General features: G+C 69.3%; 17 protein-coding genes. 12 read left to right on the top strand and 5 right to left on the bottom strand.

All coding sequences use genetic code 11. The annotated features are described in order from the left end of the window. Nucleotides 1–14: 14 nt before the first annotated feature. Entirely contained in the window at nt 15–794 is a 780-nt protein-coding gene (yaaA, locus tag J2X20_RS02695; protein ID WP_310260481.1) for a peroxide stress protein YaaA, read from the top strand. Further along, the gene (locus J2X20_RS02690; RefSeq protein WP_310260478.1) at nt 791–1,633 is read left to right on the top strand and encodes a 2OG-Fe(II) oxygenase; all 843 of its coding nucleotides are present in this window, start codon (nt 791–793) and stop codon (nt 1,631–1,633) included. Before yaaA ends, J2X20_RS02690 begins: the two co-directional genes overlap by 4 nt. Here the strand turns inward: J2X20_RS02690 and J2X20_RS02685 are convergent, their stop codons facing one another. Then, entirely contained in the window at nt 1,634–2,578 is a 945-nt protein-coding gene (locus tag J2X20_RS02685; protein WP_310260474.1) for a DUF3667 domain-containing protein, read from the bottom strand. It lies immediately after the preceding gene. Then, nucleotides 2,575–3,129, bottom strand: a complete 555-nt coding sequence (locus J2X20_RS02680) for a LuxR C-terminal-related transcriptional regulator (RefSeq protein ID WP_310260472.1) — start codon at nt 3,127–3,129, stop codon at nt 2,575–2,577. The genes J2X20_RS02685 and J2X20_RS02680 overlap by 4 nt, the downstream gene beginning before the upstream one ends. Nucleotides 3,130–3,210: 81 nt before the next feature. Here J2X20_RS02680 and J2X20_RS02675 point away from each other — a divergent pair, with 81 nt between their 5' ends. From J2X20_RS02675 to paoC, 8 genes are all read left to right on the top strand, one after another. Next, entirely contained in the window at nt 3,211–3,918 is a 708-nt protein-coding gene (locus J2X20_RS02675) for a CoA transferase subunit A (RefSeq protein WP_310260469.1), read from the top strand. Between the two features lies 1 nt (nt 3,919). Further along, nucleotides 3,920–4,558 (top strand): 3-oxoacid CoA-transferase subunit B, encoded by a 639-nt coding sequence (locus tag J2X20_RS02670; protein WP_310260466.1) that lies wholly within the window; start codon nt 3,920–3,922, stop codon nt 4,556–4,558. A 106-nt stretch (nt 4,559–4,664) separates the two neighbouring features. After that, on the top strand, nt 4,665–6,392 hold the full coding sequence (locus tag J2X20_RS02665) for a DUF1800 domain-containing protein (RefSeq protein ID WP_310260464.1): 1,728 nt from the start codon (nt 4,665–4,667) through the stop codon (nt 6,390–6,392). 10 nt (nt 6,393–6,402) lie between these two features. Then, nucleotides 6,403–7,782 carry a DUF1501 domain-containing protein gene (locus J2X20_RS02660; protein ID WP_310260462.1) on the top strand — a complete coding sequence of 460 codons (1,380 nt, stop codon included), beginning with the start codon at nt 6,403–6,405 and terminating at the stop codon, nt 7,780–7,782. Between the two features lie 37 nt (nt 7,783–7,819). Next, a complete protein-coding gene (locus tag J2X20_RS02655; protein ID WP_310260460.1) occupies nt 7,820–9,580 on the top strand; it encodes a gamma-glutamyltransferase family protein in 1,761 nt (586 codons plus the stop codon). A 91-nt stretch (nt 9,581–9,671) separates the two neighbouring features. Further along, nucleotides 9,672–10,301, top strand: a complete 630-nt coding sequence (gene paoA, locus J2X20_RS02650) for an aldehyde dehydrogenase iron-sulfur subunit PaoA (RefSeq protein ID WP_310260458.1) — start codon at nt 9,672–9,674, stop codon at nt 10,299–10,301. Beyond that, nucleotides 10,298–11,254 carry an FAD binding domain-containing protein gene (locus J2X20_RS02645; RefSeq protein WP_310260456.1) on the top strand — a complete coding sequence of 319 codons (957 nt, stop codon included), beginning with the start codon at nt 10,298–10,300 and terminating at the stop codon, nt 11,252–11,254. The genes paoA and J2X20_RS02645 overlap by 4 nt, the downstream gene beginning before the upstream one ends. Beyond that, nucleotides 11,251–13,443: an aldehyde oxidoreductase molybdenum-binding subunit PaoC gene (paoC, locus tag J2X20_RS02640; RefSeq protein ID WP_310260454.1), complete on the top strand. Its 2,193-nt coding sequence runs from the start codon at nt 11,251–11,253 to the stop codon at nt 13,441–13,443. Before J2X20_RS02645 ends, paoC begins: the two co-directional genes overlap by 4 nt. On the opposite strand, the gene J2X20_RS02635 is transcribed toward paoC, so the two are convergent. Then, complete coding sequence (locus tag J2X20_RS02635; RefSeq protein WP_310260453.1) at nt 13,426–13,920, bottom strand: disulfide bond formation protein B; 495 nt, start codon at nt 13,918–13,920, stop codon at nt 13,426–13,428. The two genes, paoC and J2X20_RS02635, sit on opposite strands and share 18 nt — an antisense overlap. Further along, a complete protein-coding gene (locus tag J2X20_RS02630) occupies nt 13,920–14,387 on the bottom strand; it encodes a RidA family protein (RefSeq protein ID WP_310260450.1) in 468 nt (155 codons plus the stop codon). The genes J2X20_RS02635 and J2X20_RS02630 overlap by 1 nt, the downstream gene beginning before the upstream one ends. 80 nt (nt 14,388–14,467) lie before the next feature. Here J2X20_RS02630 and J2X20_RS02625 point away from each other — a divergent pair, with 80 nt between their 5' ends. After that, the gene (locus J2X20_RS02625) at nt 14,468–16,879 is read left to right on the top strand and encodes a DNA internalization-related competence protein ComEC/Rec2 (protein ID WP_310260448.1); all 2,412 of its coding nucleotides are present in this window, start codon (nt 14,468–14,470) and stop codon (nt 16,877–16,879) included. Nucleotides 16,880–16,923: 44 nt separating this feature from the next. Continuing rightward, nucleotides 16,924–17,991 carry a cyanophycinase gene (locus J2X20_RS02620; RefSeq protein ID WP_310260446.1) on the top strand — a complete coding sequence of 356 codons (1,068 nt, stop codon included), beginning with the start codon at nt 16,924–16,926 and terminating at the stop codon, nt 17,989–17,991. Nucleotides 17,992–17,993: 2 nt separating this feature from the next. On the opposite strand, the gene J2X20_RS02615 is transcribed toward J2X20_RS02620, so the two are convergent. Further along, nucleotides 17,994–18,374 carry a VOC family protein gene (locus J2X20_RS02615; RefSeq protein ID WP_310265083.1) on the bottom strand — a complete coding sequence of 127 codons (381 nt, stop codon included), beginning with the start codon at nt 18,372–18,374 and terminating at the stop codon, nt 17,994–17,996. Nucleotides 18,375–18,398: the final 24 nt, after the last annotated feature.

The following is an 18,398-nucleotide window of genomic DNA, read 5'->3' as shown; positions in this document are numbered from 1 at the left end:
CAGAATCCGCGCCCATGCTCTTTCTGCTCTCGCCCGCCAAATCCCTCGATTACGAGACACCGACGCCGCCCGAACTGGCGCCGGCCCTGACCCGTCCGCAATTCCTCGACGACACCGCCGCCCTCATCGAGCTGTTGCGCACCAAGACGGTCGACGACGTGCGTGAGCTGATGGATCTGTCCGAGCCTCTGGCCCAGCTCAATGTCGACCGCTATGCCGCCTGGCGGCCGCGCTTCACCGACAGGAACAGCAAGCCTGCCGTGCTGGCCTTCAATGGCGACGTCTACGACGGGCTGGATGCCAAGACGCTCTCCAGCGACGACATCGCCTGGGCCCAGACCCATGTGCGCATGCTGTCGGGCCTGTACGGCATCCTGCGGCCGCTGGACCGCATGCAGGCCTACCGCCTGGAGATGGGCACCCGGCTGGCCGGCGAGCATGGCGCCAGCCTCTATGACTACTGGGGCGACCGCCTGGCCCTGCACCTGAACAAGCTCGCCAAGGCTGAGAAAGTGCCCGTCATCGTCAACCTGGCCTCCCAGGAGTATTTCCGCGCCGCCGACCGCAAGGCCCTCAAGCCCCGCGTCATTGACTGCCAGTTCGAGGACTGGAAGAACGGCGAGTACAAGATCATCAGCTTCTTCGCCAAGCGTGCGCGCGGCCTGATGGCACGCTTCGCCATCCAGCAACGCCTTGAAACGCCTGAAGGGCTCAAAAGCTTCGATCTGGACGGTTATCGTCTGGCCCCTGACGTTTCCTCCCCTGACAGACTCGTCTTCCGCCGCAAGTCATGAGCCAACAAGTCATCACCCCCGAGCTGTGTGAGTGGATCACCGAGCAGAGCCGTGCCGGCCATGCCTCTGAAAGCATCCTGGCGGCCATGCTGGGCAGTGGCTGGGATGAAGCCATCGCCCGCCAGGCCCTGGCTCGCACCCTGGGTCAGTCGGCCACGCTGACGGCGCCGCCCGGCGCCACGCCCGGCCTGCCCGAGCCCGAGCTGACGCGCTTTGCGCCCCTCATCGACGCCGGGGATCGCCAGGTCAAGGTGTTGATGGCGCTGCGCCAGCCGCGCGTCATCGTCTTCGGCGATCTGCTGTCCGACGAGGAGTGCGACGGCATCGTCGAGCTCGCGGGCAAGCGCCTGGCGCGCTCCGAGACCGTGGCCACCGGCAGCGAAGGCAGCGAGGTGAATGCCGCGCGCACCAGCGACGGTATGTTCTTCGAACGCTGCGAGACCGAGCTGATCTGCAAGATCGAGTCGCGTCTGGCGACCCTGCTGCGCTGGCCGCTGGACCATGGCGAGGGCTTGCAGGTGCTGCGCTACAGCCCCGGCGCTGAATACCAGCCTCACTACGACTATTTCGACCCCGGCCACGTCAGTACACCCAGCATCCTCAAGCGCGGCGGCCAGCGCGTGGCGACGCTGGTCATGTACTTGAACACACCCACGGCCGGTGGCTCGACCATCTTCCCGGACATCGGCCTGGATGTCGCCCCGGTCAAGGGCAATGCCGTCTTCTTCAGTTACGACCGGCCGCACCCGTCCACCCAGACCCTGCACGGCGGCTCGCCGGTGCTGGAGGGCGAGAAATGGGTGGCCACCAAGTGGCTGCGTCAGGGTGTCTTCACCTGATCAGGCGGTGGCGGCGATCAGCGCCACCAGCGTCATCGCGACGCTGACCAGCAGCAGGAAATACAAGGCGCTGAGCAGCACGCCGCGCCAGGTCGCACCCCACCAGCCCAGGCCATAGACACGGCGCATGGCCATCAGGCCGTGGCCGAAGACGGCCAGCATCATCCAGCCCTCCAGGCGCGCCGCCATTGCGACCAGCAGCGCCAGGAACCACAGGCTGTGGCTGTGCAGCGAGAACACGAAATGCTCCGCATAGCGGCGCCCGCTGCCGGCGAACATGAGCAGCAGCAGGGCCGCGAACACCGGCTGCATGGCCAGCATCGCGTAGGGCGCCAGGGCGCTCGCGCGGGCCTTCAGCTGCTCCCAGGTCATGGACTGGATCTTCTTGAACAGGCCGTCCAGCCACAGCTCGCCCTTGTTGCAGCTGGCGGGCTGCGCCGGGTCGCATTCGTTGAGCTTGGAGCTGAACTTCACCTTGCCCGCAGCGCTCGCCTCCCGCGACATGGCCTCTGCCTGTGCAGCGGCGGAAGCCGGCGACATATTCGGTGGCACGCGCACCGTCACCGGCTTGCCGGCCTCGGTGGCGGCGGGCGGGTCGGTCTCGACGACCTGGGTCGGCCCCTGGGGTAGCAGGGCCCAGCCGACGAAGAAGATGAAGCTCGCACTCAGATAGACCCGCAGCGGCAGCACATAGCGGCGCCGCTGGCCATGGAAATAGGCATTGGTCAGATGCCCCGGCAGGCAGATCAGCGCCCACAAGGTGCGCCACAGCGGGCCGTCGAAGGCGACGTAGTGGCCCAGGTACTCGGTGAACATCTCGCGCACCGAGGGTGGGTGCAGGTCGGTCTCCTGCCCGCAATGGCCGCAGTAGACGGGGCGCGGCGTCGCCAGCGTGAAGTGGCAGTTGCGGCAGTAGGGCAGTTCGGGTGCGTGATGAGCACTCATGCGGACAGGAGCTTGTTGATCAGTTCTGGCGTGCTGGAGGCCGCGTATTTCTTCATCAGCCGGCCGCGGTAGATGTCCACGGTGCGCGGGCTGACGCCCAGGCGGCGGCCGATGAGCTTGCTGGTCTGGCCCTCGACGAGGAGGGCGGCGATCTCGCGCTCGCGCGGCGTCAGCTCGGCCGTGATCTGGCGGCGCGCCGACAGGTCCTCGAAGCTCCAGATGCCACGGGCATGCGGGTCGGCCGGGTCCAGGGCGCGGCCGGTCACATGGCACCAGAACAATTCGCCATTGCCCAGGCGCCTCATGACGCGGTCGTCGGCGTAGTGGCCCTGGGCGTCCAGGCTCGCGATGATGCGGGCGCCGGTGCGCTCGAACTCGACGGCGCTCGGGTACATGACGGCAAAGCTTTGGCCCAGCAGCTGCTCGCGCGTGGCGCCGAACATGGCCAGCACGCGCTCATTGCAGTCGACGATCTGGCGCTTTTCCGACAGCACCAGGCCGATGGGGGCGAGCTGGAAGGCGCTGCGATAGTCGGGGGCGGCGGGTTCCACTTAGGCGATCTTGCGTAATCGACTTGGAGAGGGGCGCGATAGTACCCTTGCGGTCGTTGCCAACCGCAGGAGACATTCGGCATGAACAAGGTGTACCCGAGCGCTGAAGAAGCGCTGCGTGGCGTCGTCAAGGACGGGCAGATGCTCGCGGTCGGCGGCTTCGGCCTGTGCGGCATCCCCGAGGCCCTGATCGCCGCCCTGCGCGACAGTGGCGTCAAGGACCTGACGGTCATCTCCAACAATGCCGGCGTCGACGGCTTCGGACTCGGCCAGCTGCTGACGACGCGGCAGATCAGGAAGATGATCTCCAGTTATGTCGGCGAGAACAAGGAGTTCGAGCGCCAGTACCTGGCCGGCGAACTGGAGCTGGAGTTCACACCCCAGGGCACACTGGCCGAGAAGCTGCGCGCCGGCGGTGCTGGCATCCCGGCCTTCTTCGTGCGCACCGGCGTCGGCACGTTGATCGCCGAGGGCAAGGAAGCCCGCGAGTTCGACGGCCAGACCTATATCCTGGAGAAGGCCCTGGTGCCCGACGTGGCCCTGGTCAAGGCCTACAAGGCCGACAAGAGCGGCAACCTCGTCTTCCGCCGCACCGCGCGCAACTTCAACCCGGCCGCGGCCATGGCCGGCCAGCTGACCGTCGTCGAGGTCGAGCACCTCGTCGAGACCGGCGACATCGACCCCGATGACGTCCACCTGCCGGGCATCTACGTGCACCGCATCGTCGTCAACGCCAACCCCGAGAAGCGCATCGAGAAGATGACTCTCACTCCGAAGAAGGAGGCTTGAGATGGCCTGGACCCAAGATCAGATGGCCGCGCGCGCGGCCCAGGAGCTGGAAGACGGCTTCTACGTCAACCTCGGCATCGGCATCCCGACGCTGGTGGCCAACCATGTGCCCTCGAGCAAGGAAGTCTGGCTGCAGAGCGAGAACGGCATGCTGGGCATCGGCCCCTTCCCGACGGAAGACGAGGTCGACGCCGACCTCATCAACGCCGGCAAGCAGACCGTGACCACGCTGCCCGGCTCCAGCATCTTCGGCAGCCACGACAGCTTCTCGATGATCCGCGCCGGCAAGATCAACCTCAGCATCCTCGGCGCCATGCAGGTCAGCGGCAAGGGCGACCTGGCCAACTGGATGATCCCGGGCAAGATGGTCAAGGGCATGGGCGGTGCCATGGACCTGGTGGCCGGCGTCAAGCGCGTCATCGTGCTGATGGAGCATGTCGCCAAGAAGAAGGACGGCAGCGAGGACCTCAAGATCATCCCCAGCTGCACGCTGCCGCTGACGGGTGTCGGCGTCGTCGACCGCATCATCACGGACCTGGGCGTCTTCGACGTCGTGCCCGAAGGCATCAAGCTCGTCGAGCTGGCCGAGGGCGTCACGCGTGAACAAGCGCAAAGCAAGACGGGGGTTCCGTTGCTCTGAGGTAAAGCCTCGCTGCTTGTCCCCAGTTCATGGGCCTCGACGGGTCAGCGCAAGCTGGCCCGTTTGCGTTGCGCGGAGCATTCTTTGAACAACAAGCGAGGCCACCATGCGCGCACCTCCGTCGCCTGAAGTCGAGACCATCGCCCCCGCACTCGAGACAAGTGCAGACCTGAACCCGAGCGGCATCGCCGCTGCTGCAGCGGCTGCGGCCTTGCTGGCCGCCTGCGGTGGAGGAGGGGGCAGCGATGCGCCGACCCCATCGCCCTCGCCGCCTCCTCCTCCGCCCCCCCCACCGCCTCCTCCGCCCCCGCCGCCGGGCATCACCGACGCCGAGGCGGCCCGCTTCCTCGCCCAGGCCGGCTTCGCGGCGAGCGCCGCCGACATTGCCACCGTCAAGGCCAATGGCTACGCGGCCTGGCTGGACGCGCAGTTCGCCTTGCCGGTGACCGATGGCCACTTCGACTGGATGGTGGCCAACGGCTATGCCATCGTCGACCACCGCAACGACTTCGGCGGCGCCGACAACACGCTGTGGCGCAAGCTGATGTCGGCCCCCGACTCGCTGCGCCAGCGTGTCGTGCTGGCCCTGAGCGAGATCTTCGTCATCTCCATGAGCGGCCTGCCCATGCCCTGGCGCGGCTTCGCCATCGCCTGCTATATGGACATGCTGGAGCAGCGCTGCTTTGGCAACTACCGCGAGCTGCTCAACGCGGTCACGCTGTCCAACGGGATGGGTGTCTATCTCGCCACGCGTGGCAACCTCAAGGAGGATCCCAACACCGGCCGCGTGCCGGACGAGAACTACGCCCGCGAGGTCATGCAGCTGTTCAGCATCGGCCTCTACCAGCTCAATGCCGACGGCACGCTCAAGCTCGACGGCAATGGCAAGCCCATCGAGACCTACAACCAGACCAACATCACCGACCTGGCCCGCGTCTTCACCGGCTGGGACTTCGATGGCTACAGCGGCAGCGACCCGGCCTTCATGAAGAAGCCCATGGTCAATATCGCCTCGCGCTTCTCGGCCGGGGCCAAGAAGGTGCTGGACGTGGACATCCCGGCGTCGGCCGACGGCCCGGCGGCGCTGAAGATCGCGCTGGACACGCTGGCGGCGCATGCCAACGTCGGGCCCTTCATCGGCCGCCAGCTCATCCAGCGCCTCGTGGCTTCCAATCCGAGCGCGGCCTATGTCGGCCGTGTCGCGGCGGTCTGGGCCGACAACGGCGCCGGCGTGCGCGGCGACCTCAAGGCCGTCATCAAGGCCATCCTGACGGACACCGAGGCCCGCACCGTCTCCAGCGCCCCGGGCGCAGGCAAGCTGCGTGAACCGCTGCTGCGCTTCATCCAGTGGGGGCGAAGCTTCGGCGTCACCTCGCCCAATGGCCTGTGGAATATCGGCAATACCAGCGATGCGGGCACCCGCCTGGGCCAGAGCCCCCTGCGCAGCCCTTCGGTCTTCAACTTTTTCCGCCCCGGCTATGTGCCGCCCAACTCCCAACTGGGCACCAACGACGTCACGGCGCCCGAATTCCAGCTCTGCAACGAGAGCATGGTGGCCGGCTACCTGAACTATCTGCAGAAGGCCATCGCCGACGGCATCAACGACGTGAAGCCCAGCTACACGGCCGAACTCGCGCTGGCCAGCGACGCACCCGGCCTGGTTGCCAGCCTCGCGCTGCGCCTGGGAGGTGGCGGCATCTCGGCGGCGACGCAGGCGACCATCGCGACGGCCGTTGCGACCATCTCGGCCGGCAGCGACGCCGGCAAGCTCAACCGTGTGCAGGCCGTCATCCTGATGCTGATGGCCTGCCCCGAATACCAGGTGCAGAAATAAGGGGACGACCATGAAGCTGAACCGACTCCCCGAACTGCAGCGACGCGAGTTCCTGCGCCGCGCCGGCGCCCTGGGCCTCGCCGGCTCGGCGGCGCCGTGGGCGCTGAACCTGGCCGCCCTCGGCGAAGCCGCCGCGGCCACAGCACCGAACGACTACAAGGCCCTGGTCTGCGTCTTCCTCTACGGCGGCAACGACCACGGCAACACCCTGGTGCCCTACGATCCCGCCAGCTACAACGCCTACGCCACCATCCGCCAGACTCTGGCCACGCCACGCGACCAGCTCGCCGCGACGGCGCTGGCGCTGAATGTCGGCGGGCGCCAGATGGCCCTGGCGCCCCAGCTCGGCAAGCTCAAGGGCCTGTGGGACAGCGGGCGCTTGGGGTTGCAGCTCAATGTCGGCACGTTGATCCAGCCGACCACGCTGGCCCAGTACAACGCCAGGAGCGTGCCGCTGCCGCCCAAGCTGTTCTCGCACAACGACCAGCAATCGGTCTGGCAGAGCAGTTCGCCCGAGGGCGCCACCTCGGGCTGGGGCGGCCGCATGGGCGACCTCTTCCTCGGCGGCAACGGCACGGCCACCTTCACCTGCATCAATGCCGCGGGCAACGCCGTCTTCATGGCCGGCAAGCAGGCCGTGCAATACCAGGTGTCCACGAACGGCGCCGTGCCCATCAACGGCATCTTGAAGCCCCTCTACGGCTCCCAAGCCTGCGCCGACGCGCTGCGCGGCCTCATCACGGCCGACCGCACGCACTGGATGGAGGCCGAGCTGAACAAGGTCGTGGCGCGCTCCGTCAGCGCCCAGGGTGTCGTCACATCGGGGCTGGCCGGCGTGCCGGCCCTGCAGACGCCCTTCGATACGGCGAGCTCCCTGTCGGCCCAGCTGCTGATGGTGGCCCGGCTGATCGGTGCCCGCCAGGCCCTGGGCGCGACGCGCCAGGTCTTCTTCGTGTCCCTGGGCGGCTTCGACACCCACGACTTCCTGCTCGACGAGCACCCGGGCCTGCTGAGCGCCGTCAACGACGCGCTGGCCAGCTTCTATGCGGCCACCGTCGAACTCGGCGTGGCCAACCAGGTCACCACCTTCACGGCCAGCGATTTCGGCCGCTCGCTGACCAGCAATGGCGACGGCTCCGACCATGGCTGGGGCAGCCACCACTTCGTGCTCGGCGGCGCGGTGCAGGGCGGCAGGTTCTGGGGCACGCTGCCTTCGGTCAGCATCAACGGCCCCGACGACGTCGGCCAGGGGCGGCTGCTGCCGACGACGGCGGTCGATCAACTGGGCGCCACGCTGGCCACCTGGATGGGCATCGGCGCCAGCGATCTGCCGCGGGTGCTGCCGCAGATCGTCAACTACAGCCAGAAGGACATGGCTTACTTTGCTTGACGCCAGGGGCATGGCGGCCGTGCCTAAGATCGCCGCCATGCTCCGCCTCCTGACGCCCTTTCTGCTGGCCGGCCTGCTGGCCCCGGCCCACGCCCTCGACCAACCTGAGGCCGCCACGACCCGCACGGCCAAGCAGGGCAGCCTGACAACGCCCGCCAAGCGCTTTGCTGTGACGGCGGCAAACCCGCTGGCCGTGGACGCCGGCCTCGAGATCCTGAAGGCCGGCGGCTCGGCCGTCGACGCTGCCGTCGCCGTGCAGATGGTGCTGGGCCTGGTCGAGCCGCAGTCCAGCGGCATTGCCGGCGGCGCTTTCCTGATGCATTGGGACGGCCGCCAGGTGCAGACCCTGGACGGCCGCGAGTCCGCGCCGGCCGCGGCCACGCCCGAGCTCTTCCTGAAGGCCGACGGCAAGCCCATGCCGATGCGAGAGGCCATCCAGAGCGGCCTGTCCACCGGCGTGCCGGGCGTGCTGGCCATGCTGGCCGAGGCGCAGCGCCAGCATGGCAGGCTGGCCTGGGCCCAGTTGTTCGAGCCGGCCATCCGCCTGGCCGAGCAGGGCTTTGCGATCAGTCCGCGCCTGTTCGAGCTGGCCTCCGGGGAGACCGTCCTGCGCAACGACCTGCAGGCCGGGGCCTATTTCTACGACGCCAGCGGCGCCCCCAAGCCCGTCGGCACCGTGCTGAAGAACCCCGCCTATGCCGCCGTGCTGCGCGGCATTGCCAAGCAGGGCGCCAAGGCCTTCTACGAGGGCGCCGTGGCCGAGGACATCGTGCGCCGCGTGAAGGGCCACGCCCGGCCCGGCCTGCTGGCGGCGTCCGATCTTTCGGGCTACAAGGCCGTCGCTCGCCCGCCGTTGTGCAATGACTGGCGCAGTTATCGCATCTGCGGCTTCGGCCCGCCGACCTCGGGCCATCTGACGCTGATGCAGATCCTCGGCCTGCTCGACACCCAGCCCGCCGCCGTGGCGGCCAAGGGCATCACGGCCGACTGGATGCATGCCTATGCCGAGTCCGCCAAGCTGGCCTTCGCGGACCGCGCCCAGTTCATTGCCGACCCGGCCTTCGTTGCCGCGCCGGGCGGCGACTGGCAAAACCTCATCGCGCCGGCCTATCTGAAGCAGCGCGGCGCGTTGATTGCGCCCAAGGCCATGGGCGTGGCGACGGCCGGCCAGCCGGGGCCGCTGAAGCTGGCTTTCGCGCCCCAGGCCGAGCAGCTCGAATACGGCACCAGCCAGGTCAGCGTCGTCGATGCCGAGGGCCACGCCGTGGCGATGACGACCAGCGTCGAGTCCGCCTTCGGCAGCCGCGTCATGAGCGATGGCGGCACGGGCCTGGCCGGCGGCTTCATGCTGAACAACACGTTGACCGATTTCTCGCTGAACCCGGTCGGCGCCGATGGCAAGCCGGTGGCCAACCGCGTCGAGGCCGGCAAGCGCCCACGCTCCAGCATGGCGCCCACCCTGGTCTTCGACAAGGACGGCCGGCTCGTCCTGGTGGCCGGCTCGCCGGGCGGTCCGGTCATCATCCACTACGTCGCCAAGGTCATCACCGGCGCCCTGGCCTGGGGCCTGCCGGCCCAGCAGGCCGTGGACCTGCCCAACTTCGGCCACTTCAACTCCGGCCAGCTCATCGTCGAGCGCGGCGCGCTGACGGTCGAGCAATTGGCCGACCTGCGGGCCCGCGGCCAGCAGGTCAACGAGACCGACCTGACCAGCGGTCTGCAGGTGCTGCTGCGGGTCAAGGAAGGCTGGACCGGTGGCGCCGATCCGCGTCGCGAGGGGGTTGTGCGCGGGGAATAGCCTCGTCCTGCCGTGCCGCGGCGTCTTGTCCGACACCGCGGCTCGCCCGCCGCCCACTAGGCTGGTTAGGTTGCCAGCCTTGGGGACAGCGATGGACGAGTTGCAAGGGTGTTGTCTTTCACGCCGGGACGTGTTGATTGCGGGCGCCGGCACGGCCGCCGCGGCAACCGTCGAGGCCGCTGACCGGGAGCCGGGCATGTCCATGGGAACGACGGGGCGCATCACGCTGGAGGTCAACGGCCAGACCCGCAGCGTCGACGTCGACACGCGCACGACGCTGCTGGACCTGCTGCGCGAGCATTTGCATCTGACCGGCACCAAGAAGGGTTGCGATCACGGCCAGTGCGGCGCCTGCACGGTGTTGCTGGATGGCCGGCGCATCAACAGCTGCCTGATGCTGGTCGTCATGGCCGAGGGCGCCAAGGTGGTGACCATCGAGGGCCTGGGCACGCCGCAGAAGCTGCATCCGCTGCAGGCCGCCTTCGTCAAGCACGACGGCTACCAGTGCGGCTACTGCACGCCCGGTCAGATCTGCTCGGCCGTGGGCATGCTGGATGAAGTCAAGCGCGGCATGCCCAGCCATGTGACGGCCGACCTGGCCGCCAGGCCGCTGCTGAGCGCCGAGGAGCTGCGCGAGCGCATGAGCGGCAATATCTGCCGCTGCGGCGCCTACTCCAACATCGCCGAGGCGATCACCGAAGTCGCGGGAGGTGCCGCATGAAAGCCTTCAGCTTCGAGCGCGCCCGCACGCCGGCCGAGGCGGCGGCCGCCGTTGCCCAACGGCCCGATGCCCGCTTCATTGCCGGCGGCACCAATCTGCTGGACCTGATGAAGCTGCAGATCGAGGCGCCGACCCACCTCGTGGACGTGAACCCGCTGGGCCTGGACCGCATCGAGCCCGTGGACGGCGGCGGCCTGCGCGTCGGCGCCCTGGTGCGCAATGCCGACCTCGCCAGCGATGCCCGCGTGCGCAAGGACTACCCCGTGCTGTCCCGCGCGCTGCTGGCTGGTGCCTCGGGCCAGCTGCGCAATCGCGCGACGACGGCGGGCAACCTGCTGCAGCGCACCCGCTGCCCCTATTTCTACGACACCGCCCAGCCCTGCAACAAGCGCCAGCCCGGCAGCGGTTGCTCCGCCATCGGCGGCGTGGCGCGCTCGCTGGCCATCATCGGCACCAGCAACGCCTGCATCGCCAACCACCCCAGCGACATGGCCGTCGCTATGCGGGTGCTGGACGCCCAGGTCGAGACGGTCAGGCCCGATGGTGGGAAGCGGCGCATTCCCATCGCGGACTTCCATCGCCTGCCCGGCGACACGCCGCATGTCGACCACGACCTCGGCCACGGCGAGTTGATCACCTCCGTCGTGCTGCCGCCGCCGGTGGGCGGCGAGCAGGTCTACCGCAAGGTGCGCGACCGGGCCTCCTACGCCTTCGCCCTGGTCTCGCTGGCGGCCATCGTGCAGCGCGACGGCAGCGCACGCCTGGCCTTCGGCGGCGTGGCTCCCAAGCCCTGGCGCGTCGAGGCGGCGGAAGGCCAGCTTGCGGAGGGCGTGCACGGCTACTTCGGCGCGGCCTTCAAGGGCGCGGCACCCCAGCAGGACAACGCCTTCAAGCTCAAGCTGGCCGAAAGGCTGGCGACCGATGTACTGCATCCGGCTCGGAGACCCGCATGAGATTTGACCAGCCTGCCACCACCAACCCCATCGACCAGGGCAAGGTCGTCGGCATCGCCACGCCGCGCATCGACGGTCCGCTGAAGACGACCGGCACGGCGCCCTATGCCTATGAGCACCACGATGTGAAGCCGACACCGGCCGTCGGTTTCGTCATCGGCGCCGGCATCGCCAAGGGGCGGGTCGCCGCCATGGACCTGCGCGCAGCCCGCGCGGCGCCTGGCGTGCTTGCCATCGTCACGGCCCAGAACGCCGGCAAGCTCGGCAAGGGCAGCAAGAACACCGCCAAGCTGCTGGGCGGCCCGCAGATCGAGCATTACCACCAGGCCCTGGCCGTCGTCGTGGCCGAAAGCTTCGAGCAGGCCCGCGCCGCGGCGGGCCTGATCGACATCCGCTACGAAGAGGCCAAAGGCCGCTTCGACCTGGCCGCCGAGAAGCGCCATGCGCCCGTGGCCAAGAGCGACGGCTTTGGTGGCCCCGGCGAGACCAAGCATGGCGACTTCGAGGCCGGCTTTGCCAAGGCGCCGGTGCAGCTGGACGCAACCTACACGACGCCCGACCAGGGCCACGCGATGATGGAGCCGCATGCCACCATCGCCTGGTGGGAAGGCAAGAAGCTGTCGGTATGGACGGCCAACCAGATGGTGGACTGGGCCGTCGGCGACCTCGCCAAGACGCTGGGCATCGCCAAGCAGGACGTGCGCGTGCGCTCGCCCTTCGTCGGCGGCGGTTTTGGCGGCAAGCTCTTCCTGCGCGCCGATGTCCTGCTCGCCGCGCTGGCCGCCAAGGCGGCCCATCGGCCCGTCAAGATCGCGCTGACCCGGCCGCTGATGTTCAACAACACGACGCACCGGCCGGCCACCATCCAGCGCATCCGCATCGGCGCCGACAAGGACGGCCGCATCCAGGCCATCTCGCACGAGAGCTGGTCGGGCAACCTGCCCGGTGGCGGCCCCGAGACCGCGACAGCCCAGACGCGGCTGCTCTATGCCGGCGAGCACCGCCACACCGCCATGCACCTGGCCGTGCTGGACCTGCCCGAAGGCAACGCCATGCGCGCGCCGGGCGAGGCGCCCGGGTTGATGGCGCTGGAGATCGCGATGGACGAGATGGCCGGGAAGCTCGGCCTGGACCCCATCGAGTTCCGCCTGCGCAACGACACCCAGGTCGACCCCGAGAAGCCGCAGCGGCCTTTCTCGCAGCGCCATCTGGCCGAGTGCCTGAGGATTGGTGCCGAGCGCTTCGGCTGGAGCAAGCGCAAGTCCGAGCCGGCCCAGGTGCGCGATGGCCGTTGGCTGGTGGGTCAGGGCGTGGCGGCGGCCTTCCGCAACAACCTGCTGATGAAGTCAAAGGCCCGCGTGCGCCTGGACGGCGAGCGCGTCGTCGTCGAGACCGACATGACGGACATCGGTACCGGCAGCTACACCATCATTGCGCAGACGGCCGCCGAGACGCTTGGCGTTCCCCTGGACAAGGTCGTCGTGCGCCTGGGCGATTCGGCCTTCCCGGTGTCCTGCGGTTCGGGCGGGCAATGGGGCGGCAACAACTCGACGGCGGGCGTCTATGCGGCCTGCATGAAGCTGCGTGAGCTGGTGGCGCAGAAGGCGGGCATGACGCAGGCCGAGTTCGTCGATGGCGAGGTGCGCGCGGGCGGCAAGTCCGTGGCGCTGAAGTCTTTCGCCGGCCTGGTGGCCGAGGACGGCATCGAATACGGCGACCTCGACAAGCGCTACCAGCAGTCCACCTTTGGCGCGCACTTCTGCGAAGTGGCCGTGGACGTGGCGACCGCCGAGGTGAGGGTCAGGCGCATGCTGGCCGTCTGTGCGGCCGGGCGCATCCTCAACCCGACGTCGGCGCGCAGCCAGGTCATCGGGGCGATGACCATGGGGGTGGGGGCGGCCCTGATGGAAGCGCTGAAGGTCGACCACCGCCGCGGCTTCTTCGTCAACCACGACCTGGCCGGCTACGAGGTGCCGGTGCATGCCGACATCCCGCACCAGGACGTGGTCTTCCTCGATGAGACCGACCCGATCTCCTCGCCAATGAAGGCCAAGGGGGTCGGCGAGCTGGGCATCTGCGGCGCGGCCGCAGCTGTGGCCAACGCCGTCTACAACGCCACCGGCGTGCGGGTGCGCGACTACCCGATCACGCTCGACAAGCTGCTCGGTGGGCTACCGGCGCTGGTTTAGGGCCACCAGGCCGACAGCGGCCAGGGCCGCGAACAGCAGGCCGCTCCAGATCTCGTAGGGCAGGCCGAGCAGGCGGTACGCCGCCGCGTCAGCACAGTTGGCCGTGATCATGAACACCGACGGCCACAACTCCTCAAGGCCCAGGGCCGTGACGATGTTGTCCGCCAGGCCCATCGCACAGCTGGCACTCTGGGCGGCCACTTCATGCTGGAAGACGGCCGCCGTCAGGCCCGCCGCGCACAGCACCAGCACGACCACCAGCGCCGTCTGGCGCAGTGCGCGCTTGGACTGCACCACCCAGCCCAGCAGGGAGACGGCGCCGATGAGCAGGAAGATGGCGCGCTGCAGCACGCACCAGGGGCAGGGCTTGACGCCGAACTGGTGCTGGGCGATCAGGGCGATGCCGACAGCGCCGAAGCTGGCCACGGCCATGCCGGCCAGCGCGCGGGCCGGCAGCTTGGAAGGAGCGGAGAACATCAATCGGCGATCTCGGCGATGAGTTCGATCTCGACGCAGGCGCCCAGCGGGATCTGGGCCACGCCGAAGGCGCTGCGCGCGTGCTTGCCCGCATCGCCGAGCACCGCGGCGAACAGCTCCGAGCAGCCATTGGTCACCAGGTGCTGCTCGGTGAAGTCGGGCGTGCTGTTGACCAGGCTCATGACCTTGACGATGCGCACGATCTTGCCAAGGTCGCCGGTGGCGGCTTGCAGCGTGCCGAGCAGGTCGATGGCCACGGCACGGGCGGCGGCCTGGCCGGTGGCCGTGTCGACGTCCTTGCCGAGCTGGCCCACCCAGGGTTTGCCGTCCTTCTTGGCGATGTGGCCGGACAGGAACAGCAGGTTGCCGGTGCGCGTGAACGGCAGGTAGGCGGCGGCGGGAATGGCCAGCGGCGGCAGGGTGATGCCGAGTTCGGCGAGCTTGGCTTGGATGGCGGAGGAGCTCATGCGTGAAAGCGCGGTGGCGCAAGCGAAAAACCGCGGCATGCTACACCCCAGGTCCCCATATCGCGGGACAGGGAGGGGCATTGGCACAGCGGCCGTGGGGCATGCGCGAGCTGGTGGCGAGCGGCCTGGCCTGGCTGGGCGGCCTGGCTCTGCTGCATCGCTGCGAGCGGCTGCCGACGCCGGCCGAGTACGCGCTGCTGGCCCTAGGCTTGCTGCTGTTGCTGCTGTTGCTGCTGCTGCGCCGCCGGCATTGGTTGGCGCTGGCTGGCGCGGTCGCCATGCTCGCCTTCACGCAGGCCGCGCTGCGCGCCGAACTGCGCATGAAGCCCGAATTGCACCCGGCCTGGGAAGGGCGCGATCTGGTGCTGACGGGCCGGGTCGATTCCCTGCCCATTGCCGTCACCGGCCAGGGCGGCGTGCCCGGCTGGCGCTTCGAGTTCGAGGTGGACGCGGTCGGCCCCACGGGCGCGGCCCTGCCGCCCGAGGTGCCGCGCCGGCTGATGCTGCTCGCCTATGACACGCCGCCCATCACGGCCGGCGAACGCTGGCGCTTCACGGCCCGGCTCAAGCGCGCCCATGGCCTGGCCAATCCGGGCGGCTTCGATGTCGAGCTGTGGCTTTTCGAGCAGGGCCTGCGCGCCAGCGGCGTCGTGCGGGTGGGGCAGAGGCTGCAGGCAGCGCCCTGGTGGTCGCTGGACGCGGCCCGCCAGCGCCTGCGCACCGCCATTCGCGAGCGCGTGGCCGACCCCGGCATGGCTGGCGTGCTGGCGGCCCTGAGCCTGGGCGACCAGAACGCCATCGGTCATCAGGACTGGCATCTGTTCCGCGACACCGGCGTGGCGCATCTGCTGTCGGTCTCCGGCAGCCATGTCGTGCTGCTCGGCTGGCTGGCCGCCACCCTCGTCGCGCCGCTGTGGCGCCGCAGCCGCTGGCTCTGCCTGCGCGTCCCGGCGCCGACGGCCGCACGCTGGGTGGGCGTGGCGGTCGCCTGCGCCTATGCGCTGTTCTCGGGCTGGGGCGTGCCAGCCCAGCGCACCGTCGTCATGCTGGCGGTGGTGGCCGGGCTGCGCAGTGTCGGCCTGCGCTGGCCCTGGCCGCTGCTGCTGCTGGCGGCGGCCGTCATCGTCACGGCCGTCGACCCCTGGGCACTGATGCAGGCGGGCTTCTGGCTGTCCTTTGGCGCCGTGGGCCTGCTGATGGCGGCCGGCGGCGAGCGCGCCGAGGGTTGGCGTGCCCGCTTGAAGGCGGCGTGGCGCACCCAGCTCATCGCCACCCTCGGCCTGGCACCGCTGAGCCTGATCTGCTTTGCCCAGCTGTCCGTCGTCGGCCTGCTGGCCAATCTGGTCGCCATCCCGCTGATCAGCTTCGTCATCACGCCGCTGGCCCTGGCCGGTGGCCTGTTCACGCCCTTGTGGGCCCTGGCCGCGCTGCTGATGCAGGCCTTGATGGCCTGGCTCAAGCTGCTGATGGCCTGGCCGGCGGCGGTGTGGTGGCTGCCGGCGGCGCCGCTGTGGTTGCAGGCCCTGGCCCTGGTGGGGGCCGCGCTGATCGTCCTGAGGTTGCCCTGGGGCTTGCGCGCCGCCGGCCTGCTGATGATGCTGCCGCTGCTGTGGCCGGCCGTGCCCCGGCCGCCGGCAGGCGAGTTCGAATTGCTGGCGCCCGACGTCGGCCAGGGCAATGCCGTCGTCGTGCGCACCCAGGGCCATGTGCTGGTCTTTGATGCCGGACCGACCTATGCGCCGGGCTCGGATGCTGGCGAACGCGTGCTGTTGCCGCTGCTGCGCTCCCTGGGCGTGAGGCGGCTGGACCAGCTGATGCTGAGCCACCGCGATGGCGACCATGTGGGCGGCGCAGCGGTGCTGATGCAGGCGCTGTCGGTGACCGAACTGCGCAGTTCGCTGGAGCCGGGGCATCCCTTGCTGAGTGCCGGCGCACCGGCGCAGCGCTGCGAAGCCGGCCAGGCCTGGACCTGGGACGGCGTGCGCTTTGACGTGCTGCATCCGACGCCGGCCCATTACGGCGGCGGCTTCCGGCCCAACGACCTGTCCTGCGTGCTGCGCATCACCGCGGCTTCTGGCCGGCGCGCGCTGCTGGCCGGCGACCTCGAGGCCGAGCAGGAGAAGTTGCTCGTCAAGCGCGAGGCCGATCTCCATGCCGACGTGCTGCTGGTGCCCCACCATGGCAGCAAGACCTCGTCGAGTGCCGAACTGCTGGCCGCCGTGGCCCCGGCCGTGGGTGTCGTGCAGGCCGGCTACCGCAGCCGCTTCGGGCATCCGGCGCCGCCGGTGCTGGCGCGCTATCAGGCCGCCGGCATCGCGATCGTCGCCAGCCCGTCGTGCGGGGCCTGGCGGTGGGCGAGCGCGAACGGCGAGTCGAGTTGTGAGCGTGAGCGGCGCCGCCGCTACTGGATGGATCGCAGTCCGGTGGGGTCCGGGCCGCAAGGACCGGCGCCGGACGAAGCCGCCATGCCCGAGGTCGAACTGGCCTTCTGAGGCCGGGGCTGCCACACTCGAGCCGCCATCACCGTGGAGGTCGCATGAAGCGCTGGAAGGGCTGGGTTCGTCACATCATCTCGTTGGGTCTGCTCTGCGTCAGCCTGGCCGCCGCCGCGGGCGGTGGCAGTGCCGGCAGCGGCGCCAAGGCCACGGCCGGCAACCGGGACTACGACGTCTACCGCAGCGGCAGCGCCGCCGACGCGTTGCCGCCGCAGCCGGCGAGCAATCTGCTGGTGCTGATGGGCGGGGGCATCGATGTGGACGACGCCTTCCGCGCCATGATCGCCAAGGCCCGCGGCGGCACGGCGGCCAAGGTCGATGTCGTCATCCTGCGCACCTCGGGCGCCGATGGCTACAACGCCTATCTGATGGCCATGGATGGCGTCGACTCCGTCGAATCCATCGTGCTGAAGACACGGGCCGGCGCCAGCGCTCCCGAAGTGCTGGACCTCGTCAACCGCGCCGACGTGCTCTTCATCGCCGGCGGCGACCAGTCCACCTATATCGCCCAATGGGCCGGCACGCCGCTGGAGGCAGCCATGAAGGCGGCCGTCGCGCGCAAGGTGCCTTTCGGCGGCACCAGCGCCGGCCTGGCCGTGCTGGGCCAGTTCGACTACTCGGGCGCCAACCAGTCGGTCTCGTCGGCCGAAGCCATGGCCAATCCCTATGACCGCAATGTCACGCTGGACCGCAGCTTCCTGAATGCGCTGCCGCTGATGGGCAACGTCATCACCGACGCCCATCTCGTCGCCCGCGACCGCATGGGCCGCCTCGTCACCTTCCTGGCCCGCCTGTCGGCCGACGGCTGGGACGGCTGGCAGGCCTTGCGCGGCATCGGCGTGGACGAGCAGACGGCCGTCGTCGTGGATGGCGACACCGCCACCGTCATGGGCAATGACGACGGCGCCGGCGGGCGCACCGGCCGCGCCTATTTCCTGAAACCGACGATCGCGCCGACGACGGTCCAGGCCAAGAAGCCGCTGACCTTCCGCAGCCTGCAGGTCGAGAAGCGCGTGGCCGGCGGGCAGTACAACCTGGCCACCTGGCCGACGGTGTCGCCGTATTTCATCTCGGTCGAAGCCGGCGTGCTCATGCCCGCTCCGTACTGATCTCAGTCGAAGGTGGCGCGGTACTCGGGCGTCGCATCGGCCCGCGTATTCAGCTCGAACATCACCCCGCCCGGAGCGCGGCAGAAGAAGCGCGAACCGCGTTCATGGCTGATGACCTCGGTTTCCATGGCCACGCCGTCGGCGGCCATGGCGGCGTAGAGGGCCTCGACGTCGGCTCGCGTGGGCAGTTCGAAGCCGACGTGGAAGGTCCGGGGCCAGTCCGGTGCCAAACCGCTGCCGTTCTCGATGACGACGTCGAAGCCAGGCCGCTTCAGGATCCAGAAGCCGCCGACGAGCGAGCGCGTGAAGCCCAGGTATTTCTCGAAGAAGGCCGAGGTCTGGGCGGGGTCGAGGGAGGGGAAGCTCAGATGGTTGAGCTTCATGGGGGCGAAAGTCGATGCTGTGGT

The organism is Roseateles saccharophilus (assembly GCF_031458095.1).
Taxonomy (GTDB): domain Bacteria; phylum Pseudomonadota; class Gammaproteobacteria; order Burkholderiales; family Burkholderiaceae_C; genus Pelomonas; species Pelomonas saccharophila_A.
Note: the sequence above shows the minus strand (reverse complement) of the source record. Positions and strands in the feature narration are given on the sequence as shown.